Annotated in this window: 17 protein-coding genes; 10 read left to right on the forward strand and 7 right to left on the reverse strand. The window is 70.0% G+C overall.

Annotated elements, in window-relative coordinates; all coding sequences use genetic code 11:
• Positions 1-107 precede the first annotated feature (107 nt).
• Positions 108-920 (forward strand): leucine-rich repeat domain-containing protein, encoded by an 813-nt coding sequence (locus ACIBEJ_RS11835; protein ID WP_397182635.1) that lies wholly within the window; start codon positions 108-110, stop codon positions 918-920.
• Positions 921-931: 11 nt separating this feature from the next.
• On the opposite strand, the gene ACIBEJ_RS11840 is transcribed toward ACIBEJ_RS11835, so the two are convergent.
• Positions 932-1,819, reverse strand: coding sequence for an NAD(P)-dependent oxidoreductase (locus ACIBEJ_RS11840; RefSeq protein ID WP_397182636.1), 888 nt, complete (start codon positions 1,817-1,819; stop codon positions 932-934).
• 42 nt (positions 1,820-1,861) lie between these two features.
• Between ACIBEJ_RS11840 and ACIBEJ_RS11845 the strand changes: the two genes are divergently transcribed.
• Both ACIBEJ_RS11845 and ACIBEJ_RS11850 read left to right on the forward strand, forming a co-directional pair.
• Complete coding sequence (locus tag ACIBEJ_RS11845; protein WP_397182637.1) at positions 1,862-2,206, forward strand: winged helix-turn-helix transcriptional regulator; 345 nt, start codon at positions 1,862-1,864, stop codon at positions 2,204-2,206.
• 150 nt (positions 2,207-2,356) lie between these two features.
• The gene (locus ACIBEJ_RS11850) at positions 2,357-2,779 is read left to right on the forward strand and encodes a hypothetical protein (protein WP_397182638.1); all 423 of its coding nucleotides are present in this window, start codon (positions 2,357-2,359) and stop codon (positions 2,777-2,779) included.
• Between the two features lie 54 nt (positions 2,780-2,833).
• On the opposite strand, the gene ACIBEJ_RS11855 is transcribed toward ACIBEJ_RS11850, so the two are convergent.
• The 4 genes from ACIBEJ_RS11855 to ACIBEJ_RS11870 form a co-directional block, all read right to left on the reverse strand.
• Positions 2,834-3,811, reverse strand: a complete 978-nt coding sequence (locus tag ACIBEJ_RS11855) for a hypothetical protein (protein WP_397182639.1) — start codon at positions 3,809-3,811, stop codon at positions 2,834-2,836.
• Entirely contained in the window at positions 3,808-5,268 is a 1,461-nt protein-coding gene (locus ACIBEJ_RS11860) for a PQQ-dependent sugar dehydrogenase (RefSeq protein ID WP_397182640.1), read from the reverse strand. The genes ACIBEJ_RS11855 and ACIBEJ_RS11860 overlap by 4 nt, the downstream gene beginning before the upstream one ends.
• Before the next feature lie 298 nt (positions 5,269-5,566).
• Positions 5,567-6,496 carry a calcium-binding protein gene (locus ACIBEJ_RS11865; RefSeq protein ID WP_397182641.1) on the reverse strand — a complete coding sequence of 310 codons (930 nt, stop codon included), beginning with the start codon at positions 6,494-6,496 and terminating at the stop codon, positions 5,567-5,569.
• A gap of 688 nt (positions 6,497-7,184) precedes the next feature.
• Positions 7,185-8,216 carry a LacI family DNA-binding transcriptional regulator gene (locus ACIBEJ_RS11870; protein ID WP_397182642.1) on the reverse strand — a complete coding sequence of 344 codons (1,032 nt, stop codon included), beginning with the start codon at positions 8,214-8,216 and terminating at the stop codon, positions 7,185-7,187.
• Positions 8,217-8,352: 136 nt separating this feature from the next.
• On the opposite strand from ACIBEJ_RS11870, the gene ACIBEJ_RS11875 reads away from it, so the two are divergent.
• The 6 genes from ACIBEJ_RS11875 (at position 8,353) to ACIBEJ_RS11900 (ending at position 13,709) form a co-directional block, all read left to right on the forward strand.
• Entirely contained in the window at positions 8,353-9,537 is a 1,185-nt protein-coding gene (locus ACIBEJ_RS11875) for an amino acid ABC transporter substrate-binding protein (protein ID WP_397182643.1), read from the forward strand.
• Positions 9,538-9,913: 376 nt separating this feature from the next.
• Positions 9,914-10,786 carry a branched-chain amino acid ABC transporter permease gene (locus ACIBEJ_RS11880; RefSeq protein WP_397183253.1) on the forward strand — a complete coding sequence of 291 codons (873 nt, stop codon included), beginning with the start codon at positions 9,914-9,916 and terminating at the stop codon, positions 10,784-10,786.
• Positions 10,770-11,759, forward strand: coding sequence for a branched-chain amino acid ABC transporter permease (locus tag ACIBEJ_RS11885; protein WP_397182644.1), 990 nt, complete (start codon positions 10,770-10,772; stop codon positions 11,757-11,759). The genes ACIBEJ_RS11880 and ACIBEJ_RS11885 overlap by 17 nt, the downstream gene beginning before the upstream one ends.
• Positions 11,756-12,484, forward strand: coding sequence for an ABC transporter ATP-binding protein (locus tag ACIBEJ_RS11890; protein ID WP_397182645.1), 729 nt, complete (start codon positions 11,756-11,758; stop codon positions 12,482-12,484). Before ACIBEJ_RS11885 ends, ACIBEJ_RS11890 begins: the two co-directional genes overlap by 4 nt.
• Positions 12,477-13,223, forward strand: a complete 747-nt coding sequence (locus ACIBEJ_RS11895; protein WP_397182646.1) for an ABC transporter ATP-binding protein — start codon at positions 12,477-12,479, stop codon at positions 13,221-13,223. The genes ACIBEJ_RS11890 and ACIBEJ_RS11895 overlap by 8 nt, the downstream gene beginning before the upstream one ends.
• A gap of 12 nt (positions 13,224-13,235) precedes the next feature.
• Positions 13,236-13,709 carry a hypothetical protein gene (locus ACIBEJ_RS11900; RefSeq protein WP_397182647.1) on the forward strand — a complete coding sequence of 158 codons (474 nt, stop codon included), beginning with the start codon at positions 13,236-13,238 and terminating at the stop codon, positions 13,707-13,709.
• A 6-nt stretch (positions 13,710-13,715) separates the two neighbouring features.
• Here the strand turns inward: ACIBEJ_RS11900 and cydB are convergent, their stop codons facing one another.
• Positions 13,716-14,669 (reverse strand): cytochrome d ubiquinol oxidase subunit II, encoded by a 954-nt coding sequence (cydB, locus tag ACIBEJ_RS11905; RefSeq protein ID WP_397182648.1) that lies wholly within the window; start codon positions 14,667-14,669, stop codon positions 13,716-13,718.
• A 10-nt stretch (positions 14,670-14,679) separates the two neighbouring features.
• A complete protein-coding gene (locus tag ACIBEJ_RS11910; RefSeq protein ID WP_397182649.1) occupies positions 14,680-16,017 on the reverse strand; it encodes a cytochrome ubiquinol oxidase subunit I in 1,338 nt (445 codons plus the stop codon).
• Positions 16,018-16,221: 204 nt separating this feature from the next.
• Between ACIBEJ_RS11910 and ACIBEJ_RS11915 the strand changes: the two genes are divergently transcribed.
• Positions 16,222-16,467: a hypothetical protein gene (locus tag ACIBEJ_RS11915; RefSeq protein ID WP_397182650.1), complete on the forward strand. Its 246-nt coding sequence runs from the start codon at positions 16,222-16,224 to the stop codon at positions 16,465-16,467.
• Positions 16,468-16,472 lie beyond the last annotated feature (5 nt).

A 16,472-nucleotide genomic window follows, 5' to 3' on the forward strand; every position in this document is an offset into this window, starting at 1 on the left:
TCGCCTGGCGGGGGCTGACCTCTGTGCCGGATCCGTCGGGGGCTTCGGTGTTGCTGCTGGATGGGAACCGGTTGGCCGACGTTCCCGATTTTTCAGGATATAGCGGGTTGCGGGAGTTGCATCTTGACGGGAACCTGCTGACCCGGGTGCCTCGCTGCCCGCCGTACCTTGAGGTGCTTTTTCTGTACGGCAACGCCATCACCGCCCTCCCCGAACGGTTGCCCGGCTCGCTCAGGCACCTGGCGGTCGGCGGGAACCGGCTCACCTCCGTGCCCGGCGGACTGTGGGAGCTGAACCGGCTGGAGACGCTCAACCTCGCCGAGAACGAGCTCACCGAGATCTCCCCCTCGATCGGCGGGTTGCGCTCGCTGCGCATGCTCGACCTCGGTCACAACCGGCTCGCCTCCGTGCCCGCCGCGATCGGGGACCTGCCGCTGACCGACTACCTGTACCTGAGCGACAACGGTCTCACCGAGGTCCCCTCTTCGCTGGGCAGGCTGGATCGGCTGGCGTACCTGAACCTGACCGACAACCGCCTGGAGTCCCTGCCCGCCGCCCTCGGGGACATGGCCGGGCTGGTGGAGCTGCGCCTGTACAACAACCGGCTGGAGTCGCTGCCCGCCTCGATCGTCCGGCTGGGGCGGCTACGCGAGCTGCACCTGCGCGGGAACCGCCTGCGCGACCTCCCTCCGCTTCCCGGCGCCCTCACCCACCTGGACCTTCGCGACAACCTGCTGCCGGAAGTGCCCCCGCTGCCCCGGGGACTGCTCGAACTCGACCTGCGCAACAACCGCCTGCGCGACCTGCCCGACGACCTGCCGCCCGGGTTGCGCAAGCTGGACCTGCGCTGGAACAAGCTCCCCGGCCACCTGCCCGTCCTCGACCGCCTGCGCGCCGCCGGCTGCGTCGTCCTTCGCTGACCCGCTACAGGTCAGCCGGGGTTGAGGATGTCGGTGATCCGGAGGAACCCGTCGGTGCCGTGGCCACGTCCGATGGCGCGGCGGGCCAGACCTTCGGCCGCCCGCATCACGCCCGCGTCGATGCCATGGGACTCCGAGGCGTGGACGATGTGGGCCATGGACGACACCGCCGAGGTGATCGGGTTGCCCTCACCGGAGAACGCGCCGCTGTCCACGTCCGCCGCGGACTGCTCGAAGAACGGCGGGAAGAGCGAGCCGATGCCCTTCGCGAACGGCGCCAGCTCCCGCGCGCTGACCCCTTCGGCTCTGGCCACCGCCAGGGCGTGCGCGTAACCCGTCATCGCCGTCCAGAAGATGTCGAGCAGGGCGATGTCGTACGCGGCCGCCCGGCCGATGTCCTCACCCAGGTGGGTGTGGGCGCCGCCCAAGGCGTCGAGCACCGGCCGGTGCTCGCGGTGGAGCTCCTCGGGGCCGCTGTAGAGGAACACCCCGGCCGGTGTTCCGATGGTCGTGGTCGGGGTCATGATCGCGCCGTCCAGGTACCTGATGCCGTGCTCGGCCGCCCAGGCCGCGGCGTCCCTGGCCCGGTCCGGCGTGTCGGCGGTCAGGTTCACGAGGGTGCGTCCCTTGAGCGCGCCGGCGACCACGTCAGGCCGCACGATCGTGTCCACCGCGTCGTAGTTCACCACGCAGATCACGGTCAGCTCGCTCGCGCCGGCCGCCTCCTCGGGCGATGCGGCGCTGACCGCGCCCCGCCCGATCAGTTCCCGGTCCCTGCCGGGCGTACGGTTCCAGACCGTGGTCCGCAGCCCGGCGTCCAGGAAGGCGCCGGCCAGGGCCCGACCCATCGGTCCCAGGCCGAGCACGGTGACGGCAGACTGTTCGATGTGCGAGTTCATGCCTGACTCCTCGACAAATAGGCGAAATGAATGGGGATGACGATGACGCGCAGTCGCGCCCAGGACCTGAACGTGTGCGGGGTGACCGCCGCGATCGCCGTGATCGACGGCAAGTGGAAGTCGGTGCTGCTCTGGCTCCTGGAATCCGGTCCGTGCCGCCCCGGCGAGCTACGCCGGCGGCTGCCGGGACTCACCGAGAAGGTGCTGACTCAGACGTTGCGGGAGCTGGAGGCCGACGGGTTGGTCCACCGGGAGGTCCACGACGTACGGCCACTGAAGACGGTGTACTCGCTGACCCCGTTCGGCCGCGAACTGTCCGAAGCGCTGGCACCGCTTTCCGACTGGGGCCATCGCCGCCTGGAGAAGCTGGCCCGGGCCGTCTCCTGAACCACCCGCCGACCTCCCCTCTCACCTGGACGCGAAAGCCGCACGACCAAGCTTCGGCCCACCCCGGCATGGTCGACAAGTACCCACAAAAAGGTGGTTACCGCAGGTGACCGGGTGAACTCCGCGGGGTGCGGGTGCGTATCTTCGCGCATGACGACATTTACGCGGCTGACCATCTGCGGGATCGCCGTCGCGCTGGCCGCGGCCTGTTCGCCGGGCGACGGGCCGGGAGGCGGGTACGTGGCCGCGGCCCAGGGTCAGCGGCCCGTGGCGCTCACCGTCGAGGAGCTCGCCGCCAAGGTCGACTGCCGGCCGAAGATCCAGATCGACGCCGCCGAGCTCCGCCAGGGCCACTGCAAGACCGCCGACGGCGAGTTCTTCCTCACCACGTTCTCCACCGAGGCGGGCAAGGACGCCTGGATGGACATCGCCCCCGAGTACAACCCCCACCTGGTCGGCTACCTCTGGACCGCGCTGTCCACCCGCAAGGTGCTCGACCGCATCAGGAAGCGGCTCGGCGGCGACCTCCACCTCAAGGACCACCGCACCCACACGCCCACGCCGTCCCCGTGACGGCGGCCGCGAACGACCGCCGGGCCGGTGTGGCGGCACCGGCCCGGCGGTGGCTCACCGGTGCCGGGCCACCAGCAGGTACTGCGCCAGCACCTGGCCGGGCGTGGCGATCCGGTCGAGGAACATGAGGCTGTCCATCCGGCAGTCGCAGGGGTTGCCCTCGCGGTTGTTCTGCGGGTAGCTGCCTCCGATCTTGATCCCGCGCGGGTCCGTGGGCGAGGCGAGGTCGGGTTCCGGCGGGCCCTCGACCGTCCAGGGGTCGCCGGTCAGCGTGTAGAAGCCGGTGAGCGGGCGGCCGTTCTTGTACAGGCGCATGGTCGCGGTGTCGTAGTCGAACGTGGCCGCCAGGAACACCCACTCGCCGGGCGGGAGGATCTCCTGCCACGGCTGGTCGGCGGCGAACGTCTGCGAGCTGCTGCCGTCCACCCGCCGCCCGAGCGCCACCACCCGCATCTCGCCGTTGACGGTGATCAGCTCCAGCAGCGCGCGGACGTCGTGCCCTTGTGAATTGCCGCTCAGCACCCCGGCCAGGCCGATCGCGCCGTAGAAGTCGGCGGGGTTGGCGGAGTTGGAGTTCGGGCTGGGGTTCTGGCCGGTCATCTTGAACCAGCCCATGATCGTGACGCCTCTGACGGCGTTGAAGGCGTTCAGCGTCGGCACGCCCGTGGGGGAGTAGACGCCCGCCTTCCAGTCGTCGTTGCTCGTCGTCGCCGGGCTGACCTGCCGCACCTGCACAGAGGTACGGCTGCCGCGGTGCGCCCCGTCCCGCACCCGCATCTCGGCCCCGCCGTTGACCAGCGTGATGTCGGTGCCGGAGCGTCCCCGGTCCTTCTCGACCGCCGGATTGCCCGGGTCGGGGTGCTCGAAGTCGTAGTGGGCCACCAGGTTGCGCCGCAGGCTCGGCAGCACCGTGGGCCAGCCCCATCCGTTCCCCGCCGCCTCGGCCTCGGGGGTCGGCTGCGCGGCGGCAGCCGTACCGGGAAGCAGGGTTGCGGCGACGAGCAGGGCCGTCAGGACCGGTAGCGGCCTCATGACGGGAACTCCCAGCGGGCGCCCGTGATCTTCCAGATCTTGCCGTTCGCCTTCGACAGCACGTACAGCTCGCCGTGGCCGTCGCGGCCGAAGCGCAGGTCGACGCGGTTGTGGCCGGCCAGGTCCCTCATCGTGACCAGGTTGCCGGTGGCGGCGTCGCGGAGCTTGGGCTCGTACATGACCGCGCGGTCCTTGCCCCGGCGCATCTTCGAGGCGTACGTGAACCAGATCTTCCCATCCACGATGTCGCCGAACACGTACTTTCCGTACAGGAACGGCAGCCGCCAGCCTCGGTAGACCAGCCCGCCGACCACCGCGTGCCCGCTGTCGGCCGTGCAGGAGTGGCCGGGCGGCGGGTCGTGGTCATATGCGGCGACCGGGTAGGTGTAGCCGTATTGGGCGTCGTCCGCGGGCAACGGGTAGAGGTTGCAGCGGTCCTCCCGCTTGAACACGAACGATCCCTCGCGCACGCTCCATCCGAAGTTGTCACCCGCGCGCACGTCGTAGATCGCCTCGATCTCGTGCTCGCCGATGTGGCCCATGAACAGGCGGTTCGATCCGGACGGGTCCCAGGAGAAGCGGTGCGGGTCGCGCATGCCGTACGCGTAGATCTCGCCGAGCGCGCCCGGCCGGGAGACGAACGGGTTGCCGGGCGGGATGCCGTACTTGCCGTTCGCGCTGTTCGTCCCTGCAGGATCGATGCGCAGGATCTTTCCCTGCGGTATGGCCAGATCCTGCGGGTTCGTGGTGGCCACGCCGCGCCCGCCGTCGCCGGCGGCCACGTAGAGCAGGCCGTAGTCGGCGTCGCGGCGGTGGGCCGTCGGGTTGAAGTCGATCTGCTGGATGCCGTGGATGTTGCTGCCGAAGCCCAGGCGCAGGATCTCGCGGCGGGTGCCCTGGAAGGTGCTCGCCTTGGGGTCGGTGGCCGTCCACTCGTCGATGACGCCGTGGACGATCGAGTTCGGCTGCGGCGTCAGGTCGGGCGTCTTCGTGGTGAGCGCCGCGCCGGCCTCGGTGTGGACGGTGTAGAACTTCCCGTTCTTGGCGAACTCCGGATGGAACGCCACGAACCCAAACCCGCTCCCCAGCCCGCGGCCCGAGATGAAGTCGGGGGCGAACGTGGCGCCGACGTCCAGGTACTCCTGCCAGACGCCCTTGTCGCGCAGGTACAGCTTGCCGTTGAGATCGTTGACGAACAACCGGCCCGAGCGGTCGGGGACCTGGCCCAGGTAGTTGATCCGGGCCCATCTGACCAGGCGCTGGTCGGTCGGGGTGGGCACCGGCTCCGTCTTCGGGAACTGCGCGAACTCCTCCAGCGTGAGGGTCAGCGCCGAGGGGGTCGGTTTTTCCGGGATCGGGTCCTGGATGGGCACGTCGGGATCCGCCACCGCCGGAGTCGTCGCTAAGACGGTCACGAGCAGTGCGGCGGCCAGGGTCCGGAGGGGTTTCACGGTCATGGCATCACCAGAGGGGGGTTGAGGGTGGGGGTTTCTGGGGGGTCGGAGCGCTTCCACGTTCAGGGCTCTCCGGTACGGCAGCGCGCTGTCGCCAGCCGGTGCCGCGCTCGATCGACGGGGTTTGCCTTTGTGCCTTTGTGCCTTGGTGGCGTTGGGGGTGTTCGCCGGGGTGCCGCGCGCCAGGAACTGTTTGTCGGGGTTGCCTTGTGCCGGGCGTTGCCTTGTGCCGGGGTGCCGGGGTGTCGGTTGTTGGGTGCGGCTTTGCGGGGACAGGGGGTGATTTTCCGGGTTTCGTGGGTCAGGAGTCGGCGTGGTCGGTGTCGTCGCCTGGGCCGCCGATGAGGACGTCGGTGCCACGGGTGCCGTAGAGGTGGTCGTCGCCGGGGCCGCCGTTCAGGACGTCGGGGTCGGCGCCGCCGTACAGGGAGTCGTTGCCGCGACCGGCGGTGAGCACGTCGCTGCCCGCGTCCCCGAAGACCTGGTCGTCGCCCGAGCCGGTGACCACCACGTCCCGGCCGTCGCCGCCGCAGACCACGTCGTCCCCGCCGAGCCCCCAGACCAGGTCGTCGCCGCCCAGCCCGGAGACGACGTCGGCCCCCGAGGTCCCGGACAGCAGGTCGCGCCCGTCGGTGCCGACGACCGTGGACGCCAGCCCGGCGCACACCGGTGTGCCCCTGAGCGACATGTCCCGCATCCGGCCGATGTTGTCGAACGACCCGAAGCCGACCCGGCCGGTGCCGAACGTCTTGTCCGTGGCGGTCATGAGGGGAGTGGCCGATCCGTCCATGTACACGGCTATTTCGCCGGTTGTGGCGCAGTGCCGTACCCGGACCCGATGCCACTGCGCGTCGGTGACCGCCGGTGGCGCGCCGACCTGGCCGTTCCACTGGTGATCGAGGCGCAGGCGGTCCGCGTTGTTGACGACGAAGATCCCGTTGTGTGGGTAGATGGTGTTGTCCTGGGACAGGTGGACGTAGTAGAACTGCGTGTCCGACCGGTACCCGAACACGATGATCACGTCCCGGTTGCTGACGCTGACCGGCGTGTCCAGCCGTACATTCGCCTCGATCTCCACCGACGCGAACTCCGGCCCGGCCGTGAGCACCGCATACTCGAACGGCCGCCGGGGCCCCGGCCGCGCCACCCCCGCCTCGGCGAGGATGACCTGATCCCCGGGAAGCCGCCACTTGGACGGCGTGACCGGCGCCCAGTTGGCGGCCCCGTTCACATTCCGGACCACGGCGCTGCCCGGATCACAGGCGGCATGGCCGGACCCGCCGGACCCCGCGGTCCCCGATTCGCTCGCCGCAGCGGACCCCGGCACGAGCATCGCCGCACCGAGAACAGTAGTGGTGGCCAGGACAGATAAGCGCACGCGAAGGGCCGACATCCGGATCCTCTCGGTCGAGTGATCGACGGTTGTTATTCGTAAGCGCTTCCGAAAGCGCTTACGTTAGCCTCCGGCCGAAGCGTAACTCGCCAAATCCAAGTGTCAATCCTCCCACCCCAAGCCCCACCCCCCGCGCCCCGGCTCACACCCTCACCCGCCGCCTCGCACCGCCAGCCCCGCTCCCCGCCCGGCGTCTACTCGCGCCCTCGCCCGCCTCCCCACACCACCAGCCCCAGCTCCGCGCATGCCCCTGCTCACGTCTTCACTCGCCATCCCACACCGCCACCCGGCTCCCCATTTCGCGCCGCCATCGCCTCCCCAACACCACCACCGCCCGCGCCCTTTGCTCGCCCTGACACCTGCCTCCGCGGGGTGGGTGGCTACATGGCCAAGGGGCTTTCGGGGCGCGGTTGGGCTGGTCGGGTGGGCCTGGGTCGGGTGGCTTGGGTCGGGTGGCTTGGGTCGGGTGGCTTGGGTCGGGTGGGATCGGGTTGGTTGGACCCGTTGGGGTGTTGGGGGTGGTGGGTCAGGGGTGGGGTGGGGCGGTGCTGGCTCGGGGGACGAGTTCGTGGGGGGTGCGGCGGCGGCGGGGGCGGGAGACGGAGGGCTTGAGGACGAGTTCGAGCGCCTGGCGGCCCATGCTGATCATGGGCAGGCGGATGGTGGTCAGTGCGGGGTAGACGTCGGCGGCCGCGGGGATGTCGTCGAATCCGGCCACCGAGATGTCGGCGGGGACCCTGCGGCCGGAGCCCAGGAGCCAGGACAGGGCGCCCACCGCCATGGGGTCGTTCAGGGCGATTACGGCGGTGAGGTCGGGGTGCTCGCTCAGGAGGGTCGCGGTGGCCGCGGCGCCGCCCTCCCTGGTGAAGTCGCCGGGCACCACGGGGACCGTGTGCCAGGGGAGGAGGGCGGCGCCTATCGCCAGGCGGAGGCCGGCCAGCCGATCCTCGACCGTGGTGAGGTTGGGCGGGCCCGAGACGACGCCTATGCGGCGGTGGCCCAGGTCGAGGAGGTGGCGCATCAGGGTGGCGCCGCCGCTGAGGTTGTCGGGCAGGACGGCGTCCACGGGGAGGTGGTGGCGGCCGATGACGGCCACGCGGCCGCCCGCGTTGGTGAAGGAGCGGACTTCCGCGGCTATATCGGTTTCGGTGCTGGCGTCCACGTAGCCGGATCCGGCCAGGACGATGGAGTTCACGCGGTGGGCGCGCAGGGCGCGGATGCGGGCCAGTTCGGCGGCGGGGTCGCGTTCGGTCTGGCTGATCAGGGCCATGTAGCCGCGGGACTCGGTCTCACGCAGTACGCCGCGGGCGATCTCGCCGAAGTACGGGTCGCCGACGTCGTGGACGATCAGGCCGACGATCGTGGACTGCCCACCGGCCAGGGCTCTGGCGTGGCTGTTCGGGACGTACCCGATGCGGGTGGCCACGGCCTGGACGTGCGCGGCGACCACGGCGCTCACCCCCGCGGAGCCGGTCATGGCCCGGGACGCGGTGGCCAGCGAGACACCCGCGGCTCTGGCTACGTCGACGAGCCGTGGCGGAGCCGGACGATTGGCCATGGGCGCGCGACCCCCTTGTCCGCCGCTGAAACACGTGCCATCGTAACCGAAAGCGCTTACGAAAGCGCTTGCGTACGCCGGAGGACCGGAAATGTCGTATGTGCGCAAGGCAACGTTGGTACTTGCATTATCGAGCTTGAGTATTTCCGCTTGTGCCAAGGCGGAGGACCAGCCCAGCGGCCAGGCGCCGACGACGGGGCCGGTGAAGATCGGCATCTCGCTCCCCCTGACCGGCGACTTCGCCGAGCCTGGCAAGGGCATCCAGGAGGGCTACAAGATCTGGGCCGAGCACGTGAACGCCAAGGGCGGGCTGCTCGGCAGGAAGGTCGAGCTGATCTTCCGCGACGACGCGTCCGACCCGAACCGCGTCACCTCCGACTACGAGTCCCTGATCACGCAGGACAAGGTGAACCTGGTCTTCGGGCCGTTCTCCTCCCGCCTGGTCATCCCCGCGGGCAAGGTCGCCGAGTCGTACGGCATGCTCTTCGTCGAACCGGCCGGGGCCGCCAAGGAGGTCTTCGAGCAGGGCTTCAAGAAGCTGTTCTACGCGGCGCCCGCCATCGCCGACGACCACTACAACTACCTGGCCGACTACCTCATCAAGCTCCCGCCCGACCAGCGGCCCAAGACCGCCGCCTACGCCAGCCTCGACGATCCCTTCGCCCAGGGCACCGCGTACGGCCTGCGCGACAAGCTGGCCGCCGCCGGGATCAAGACGGTGGCCGACGAGGTGTACCCGCCGGAGACCACCGACTTCGCGCCCATCGCCGCCAAGATCGCGGGAGCCAAGCCGGACATCGTCGTCGGCGGCACCCAGTTCGAGGACTCCGTGGGCCTGGTCCGCGCGCTGCAGGAGCTCAAGGTCCAGCCCAAGCTGGCGGCCTTCAGCACCGGGCCGACGCTGCCCGAGTTTCCCGGGGCGGTGAAGGACGCGGCCGAGAACGTCATCTCGCCCGTCGGCTGGTCGGCCGGATCGGGGTTCACCGGGAACGACGCGCTGGTCAAGAGCTACAAGGACATGTTCGGCGGCGAGGCCAACGAGGACGCGGCCAACGGCTACACGGTCGGCCAGGTCGTGGAGGCGGCGGTCACCGCGGTCAAGTGCGTGGAGCCGACCAAGGAGTGCCAGGACAAACTCGCCGACCACCTCCGCCAGGCCACCTTCGACACCGTGGTGGGCCCCCTCTCCTTCGACGACCAGGGACGTCCTGAACAGGCGCACATGATCCAGCAGTACGTGAACGGCAAGGTCGAGATCGTGCTGCCGGAGGGCTCGAAGGCGCAGACGGCCAAGCTGGTGTACCCGAAGAAGGAGTGGTGACCATCCACGCCTTGGTGGGAGCTGGTAGGGCCGGTGGCCTGTCGCGCCTCGGGATGCCGGACAACGGCTCGGACAGCCCGGGGTTCGACAGCCCAGGGATCGACGGGCTGGGGTCTGAGGGACCGGAGTCTGAGGGACCGCGGGCTGACGGACCGGAGTCTGACCGACCCGAGGTTGATGGGCCTGGGGTTGAAGGGCCGGGGTCTGGTGGGCGTAGGGCGGGTGGGTATGGCGTGCGGCGGGAGCGTGCGCGGGGGGTTCGGCAAGCGTGCGGGTGCGGGTCGGGGTGGGGTTGTCGGAGTGGAGGGTGTGACGGTCGGGGTGGAGGGTGTGACGGTCGGGGTGGGGGCTGGTGGGGGAGGTGGGTAGTTTGACGGTGCTTTTGCAGGGGCTGGCGCTTGGAGTGCTGACGGGTGGGCTCTATGCGTTGCTTGCCTCGGGTCTCTCCCTGTACTTCGGCGTCATGCGTGTCGTCATGGTCGCCCACCCCGCCTTCCTCTTCCTGGCCGCCTACCTGACCTACACCCTCCACACCACCCTGGGCATCGACCCCCTGCTCACCATCCCCCTGACCGTCCCGGTCTTCTTCGTCCTGGGCGTGCTGGTGCAGCGACTGCTGCTGGCCCGCCTGGCCGCGGACCAGGTCCAGATGATGTCGGTCCTGCTGACGTTCGGCCTGGCGCTGACGATCGAGGGCCTCCTGGGCACGATCTACACAGGCTCCTACAAGTCGGTCACCGTCGGCTATGACACCAAGAGCCTGACGATCGGGTCGGTCAGCCTGCCGTACGACAAGATCATTGCTTTTGGGGTGGCGGGGCTGACGCTGGCGGTGCTGTTCGGGGTGCTGGTGAAGAGCCGGTTCGGGCAGGCGTTGCGGGCGACGATCCAGCATCGGGAGGCCGCGCGGCTCGTGGGGATCAGGACGGATCGGGTCACGGGGTACGGGTTCGGCGTGGGGCTGGCGACGGCGGCCGTCGGGGGCGGGGTGCTGGCGTTGATCACGCCGTTCTTCCCGGCCTCGCACTGGGCGTGGATCGGCAAGCTCATGGCGATCATCGTGGTCGGCGGCCTGGGCAGCGTGGTGGGCGCGGCGCTGGCGGCCGTGCTGCTGGGCGTGGTCGAGGGCCTGGTGCTGGTGACGGTCGACGCGACCTGGGCCACGCTGATGTTCTACGCCTTCCTGTTCCTGACGCTGCTGCTGCGCCCGCAGGGGTTCTTCGGAGGCCGGCTTGCGCACCGTTTCTAAGCTCCTCCTTCTCGCCGGTACGGCCGGCGCCCTCGCCTACCCCTGGCTGGTCCCGAACTACTACCTGGTCTACGCCGGAGTCCTGACGGTCATGTACGCCGCCATGGCCACCTCGTGGAACATCCTGGGCGGTTTCACCGGCTACGTCTCGCTGGGCCATTCGGCCTTCTTCGGCCTGGGCGCGTACGGCACCGGCCTGCTGATCACCCGGGCGGGCATGCCGTGGGTGCTGTCGCTCCTGGTCTCGGCGGTCCTGGTCACGGTGGCCGCGGCGGTCATCGGCGTGGCGGCGGTCCGGGTGCGCGGCGCGTCGTTCGTGATCGTGTCGATCGCGCTGGTGTCGGTGATGAACCTGCTCGTGCAGGGCTGGCGCTCGCTGACCGGCGGCGCCACCGGCCTGCAGGTCCCGGCGCCGTTCGAGGACCTGAGCAGGGGCCAGACGCACATGGTGTTCTTCTACCTGTTCCTGGCGCTGCTCGGACTGGTGCTGCTGACCTGGTGGTTCATCTCGCGCTCGCGCTTCGGCGGCGGGCTGAAGGCGATCAGGGAGGACGAGGACAAGGCCGAGATGCTGGGCGTGCCGACGGCGGCGTTCAAGGTGGCCGCGTTCGCGGTGTCGGCGCTGTTCGTGGCGCTGGCGGGCGGCCTGTACGCGGTGTGGTTCCGCTCGCTCGACCCGATCTTCGTCTTCTCCATCGTCAGCGGCGTGTACATGGTGCTGATGAGCCTGCTCGGCGGGGTGCGCCACCTGTTCGGCCCGCTGCTGGGCGCGCTGATCATCGCCCCGGCGGGGGAGTACTTCCTGATCGCGCTCGGCGAGACGCAGATCCACCTGACCGCGACCGGAGTGTTGCTGGTGCTGGTGGTGCTGTTCATGCCGGAGGGCATCGTGCCGAGGCTGATCGGCCGGCCGAAGGGCGCCTCGATCAGGGAGGACACCGCCGAGCAACGCCTTCAGGAGGTTAAGGGATGAGCCTCAGCACCGAGGGTCTGTCGAAGGCGTTCGGCGGCGTCACGGCGGTGAACGGCGCGAGCGTCGAGTTCCGCGAGGGCGCGATCAACGGTCTCATCGGCCCGAACGGCTCCGGCAAGACGACGTTCTTCAACCTGGTCACGGGCCTGATCAGGCCGGACGCGGGCCGGGTGCTCTACCAGGGCAGGGAGATCACCGCCTGGTCGCCGCACCGCATCGCGCACGCCGGGCTGGGGCGCACGTTCCAGCTCTGCCGGATATTTCCGCGCATGACGGTGCTGGAGAACATGCTCGTGGCCGTCCGCCGTACCCGCCTGCGCGAACTGCTCGCCGGCAGCCGCAACGCCGCCGAGGTCGAGCGGGCCCGCCACTGGCTGCGCAGGATGGGCATCGAGCACCTGGAACACGCCGAAGCGCGCCACCTGTCGTACGGCCAGCAGAAGCTCCTCGAACTGGCCGCGATCTTCATGGGCGAGCCCGACCTGGTGCTCCTGGACGAGCCGGCGGGCGGCGTCAACCCGGCGCTGATCGACCGGATCGTCACGTTGGTCCGCGACCTCAACGCCGAGGGCAGGACGTTCCTGGTCGTCGAGCACAACATGGACGTGGTCATGGGCATGTGCGACCACGTGGTGGTCTTCGACCGCGGCGCCCCGATCTGCGAAGGAACCCCCGAGACGGTCCAGAGCGACCCGCGCGTGCTGGAGGCGTACCTAGGTGTCTGAGCCTCTCCTGTCCCTCAAGGACATCAGCGCAGGGTACGGCAGGGCCGCCCTGGTCCTGCGCGGCCTGTCGGTCACGGTCGGGGCGGGCCAGGTCGTCTGCCTGGTCGGTCCGAACGGCGCCGGCAAGTCGACCGTGCTCAAGGTGGCCAGCGGCCTGCTCGCCCCCCGCTCGGGCAGCGTCGTGCTGGGCGGCGAGGACGTGACCGGACGTTCCCCGCAGGCGCTGCTGGAACGCGGCCTGTCGCACGTGCTGCAGGGCCACAGCGTCTTCCGGGAGATGACGGTGGCGGAGAACGTGCTGCTGGGCGGCTACACCGTGCGCGACCGGGCCCGGCTGCGCGGGCGCGAGGAGGCGGTGAAGAACCTGTTCCCGGTGGTGGCCGAGCGGTGGGGCGACATCGCGGGACTGCTGTCGGGCGGGCAGCAGAAGCAGGTGGAGTTCGCCCGCGCGCTGATGCTGGAGCCCAAGGTGGTGCTGCTGGACGAGCCGTCGATGGGCCTGGACCCCAAGACCACGCAGACCGTCTTCGACCAGATCGACCTGATGCGCCGGGCGGGGGTGGCGGTGCTGCTGGTGGAGCAGAACGCGCGCCGCGCGCTGGAGATGGCCGACGTGGGCTGCGTCCTCGACCTGGGGGCGGTGCACATCTCCGGCCCGGCCCGCGAACTCGCCGCCGACCCCCGTCTGGGCGCGCTCTATCTGGGCGGAGCGGCTGCCCGAAACGGCCCGCAAGCGTGACACTATGTGCGAATGACGGATTGGAAGCGCCGGGAAAACTGGCTTGACCAGGACAATCTCATCAATGCCGGATTTATCGCCATTGGCATTGTTCTGGTCCAGCCGTTCCTCACCGTCGCCGACCTGACCGTCGCGGCCCTGGTCTGCGTGCTGTCGTTCTCGGTGGCGATCCCGCTGCTGGCCGTGCTGACGATGGTCAACCAGCTCCGCAAGACCCACCGGTTCACGGGCTCCACCCGGCTGCTCAACCTCGCCAGGGGACTCGCGCCACTGGCCGCCTGCATCGGCGTCGTGGCGGCCTTCTGGCACATGTCGTGGATCGCCGGAGTCGTCCTGCTGGTCAGCGGCACCGTCGCGGTGATCGCTTACGGCGGGTTCTTCGCCGTGCTGCCACGCGAGATGGGCGGCGAGGGCCTCGTGCCGCCCGAGCCCGACGACCCCCGCATGCCCGCCTGGAAGCCCGACGACCCCCACCCACCCGCCTGACCGCGCTCAGGCGGGGATCAGGACCCGCTTCCTGAACACCCAGTACGTCCAGCCCTGGTACAGCAGCACGAACGGCAGCGCGATCAGCCCGATCCAGCTCAGCATCGTCAGCGTGTACGGGCCCGAGGCCGCCTCGGCCAGCGTCAGCCCCGGCAGCGGCATCGGCGCCAGCTCGGTGAAGACCGCGACCGAGACCAGCACGATCGCCCCGGCGGTGGCGGCGAAGGCCCAGCCCTCGCGCCGCCGCCAGATCAGCACCGCCGCCGCGGCCAGGGCGAGCGCGGCGGCCGGCGCCGCGACCCCGCTGACCAGGCCGCCCAAAAGACCCGCGCCATCCGCGCCGCCCGAGAAACCCGCGCCACCCAAGAAGCCCAGGCCGCCCACCTGCGACAACGCCAGCGCACCCACCGGCACCGCGACCGCCGAGGCGGCCAGCGCCGCCGTCCGTGCCCGCGCGCGCAGCGGCCCGTCCGTCCTGAGCGCGAGGAACACCGCGCCGTGCAGCACGCTCACCGCCAGCGAGAACACCCCGCCGAGCAGCGCCGCGAGCCCGCCGGCGAACAACATGTCCGCGAAGACCGCCCCCCACAGGAACGCGGGCAGCGCGCTCCCGGCCACGATGCCCGCATCGCACCAGAACGTGTTGGTCACCTTGCCGCGCCACTCCAGCCCGACCCCGCGCACGATCAGCCCGACCAGCACCAGCGCGACCGGCAGGTAGAACGAGCTGAACATGCCCGCGTACCAGGCGGGGAAGGCGGCGAACATCGCGCCCACCGCGGTGATCAGCCAGACCTCGTTGCCGTCCCAGACCGGGCCGATCGTCTGCAGCGCCTGCCGCTGCTCACCGTCGCCGCGCGAGACGAACGGCGCCAGCATCCCCACCCCGAAGTCGAAGCCCTCCAGCACGAAGTAGCCGGTCCACAGGAAGGCGATGATCACGAACCACAGTTCGATCATGGTCAGCTCCTCAGTACGCCAGCGCCGGTTCGGGCTGGGCGGCGACGCTCGCGGGCTCGTCGAGCCCCTTGCGCACATGCCTGGTCAGGAGTACGGCTTCCGCCACCGCGAGCCCGCCGTACAGCAGGGTGAAGATCACGAGGGTCGTGGCCACCTCGGCGAGGCTCACGCCGGGCGAGACGCTGGAGGCGGTGAGCAGCTCGCCGGCGACCGTCCACGGCTGGCGGCCCACCTCGCTGAGCAGCCATCCGGCGGTCACCGCCAGGAGCGGCAGGGGCAGCGCCAGCACCAGCCCCCTGGCGAACCAGTCCGGCAGCGGCCGCTTCCTGCGCGTCAGCCACAGCCCGAGCACCGACAGCGCGACCGTGCCGAGACCGAAGACGATCATCACGCGGAACGACCAGAAGACCACCTCGGGGTTGGGACGGTAGTCGCCGGGGCCGAACTGCGACTCGAAGCGCTTCTGCAGGTCCTCGGTGCCGGCGACCACCGCGTCGGGGTCGTGGGTGGACAGGAAGCTGAGCACCTTCGGCACCTCCAGCCCCGGCACGATCGAGAACGGCGCGCCCGCGGTGTCGCGTTCGAGCCCTTCGGCGGCGGCCAGCTTCATCGGCTGCTGCTCGTGCAGGAGCCTGGCCGAGGTGTCGCCGGTGCCCGCGACGACGACTCCGGCGACGGCGGTCATGAGCAGGGCGGCGCGGGCGGTGCCGCGCCACATGTCCTCGCGGTCCTTCAGCCAGCGGTAGCCGCAGACGGCCAGGATGAAGCCGCCCGCCACGATGAACGCCGAGGCGATCACGTGCGGCACCTGGGCCAGCGCGGTGGAGTTGGTCAGCACGGCCCACAGGTCGGTCATCCTGGCCCTGCCGTTCTCCACGGTGTAGCCGACCGGGTGCTTCATCCAGGCGTTGGCCGCCAGGATGAAGTACGCCGACAGGTTCGAGCCGATGGCCGCGGCCCAGATCGTGGCCAGGTGGACCTTCTTCGGCAGCCGGTCCCAGCCGAAGATCCACAGGCCGAGGAACGTGGACTCCATGAAGAAGGCCAGCAACGCCTCCATGGCCAGCGGCGCCCCGAAGACGTCGCCGACGAAGGTGGAGTACTCACTCCAGTTCATCCCGAACTGGAACTCCTGCACGATGCCGGTCACCACGCCCATCGCGAAGTTGATCAGGAAGAGCTTCCCGAAGAACTTCGTCAGCCGCAGGTAGTGCTCCTTGCCCGTGCGGTGCCAGGCGGTCTGCAACCCGGCCACGAAGATGCCCAGGCCGATCGTCAGCGGTACGAAAAGAAAGTGGTAGACGGTGGTGATCCCGAACTGCCACCGTGCCAGGTCAAGTGCGTCCATCTGTCCCTCACGGGTCCGTTGCTCTACAGCCTGTAGTTCAATCTACTAGTAGTAGTACTACGAGCTGTAGAGCAACGGTGCGGCCAGCTCTGCGATCTTCGTCACAGGGTCAGGAAAACTCCTCGGCCGAACGTGGAAAAGTGCGATGACTTCCCCTGCGGGCCGGGGTCTAAATAGGCACAGACTCAGAGAAAGGCACGGGAGATGACCACCATCGAGCTGGCCCAGGTGCTCTTCACCTCGGCCCTGCAGCCCTCCGACACCCTGACCTCCGACCGCGTGCGCACCGTGATCGACGACCGGCTGTGCGCCTGCGGCGGCGACACCGCCCTGTGCGCCGCCTTCGTGGCGCAGGAGGCCGGCGACCACCCCGAGGCGTTCGCCGCCCGCATGCGCTGGGCGCTCGGCGCGGTCACCGCCGCCTACCCCGCCTACCGGCTCGCCGCCTGAGGAGG

It is taken from the genome of Nonomuraea sp. NPDC050790, from assembly GCF_044456745.1.
GTDB lineage: Bacteria > Actinomycetota > Actinomycetes > Streptosporangiales > Streptosporangiaceae > Nonomuraea.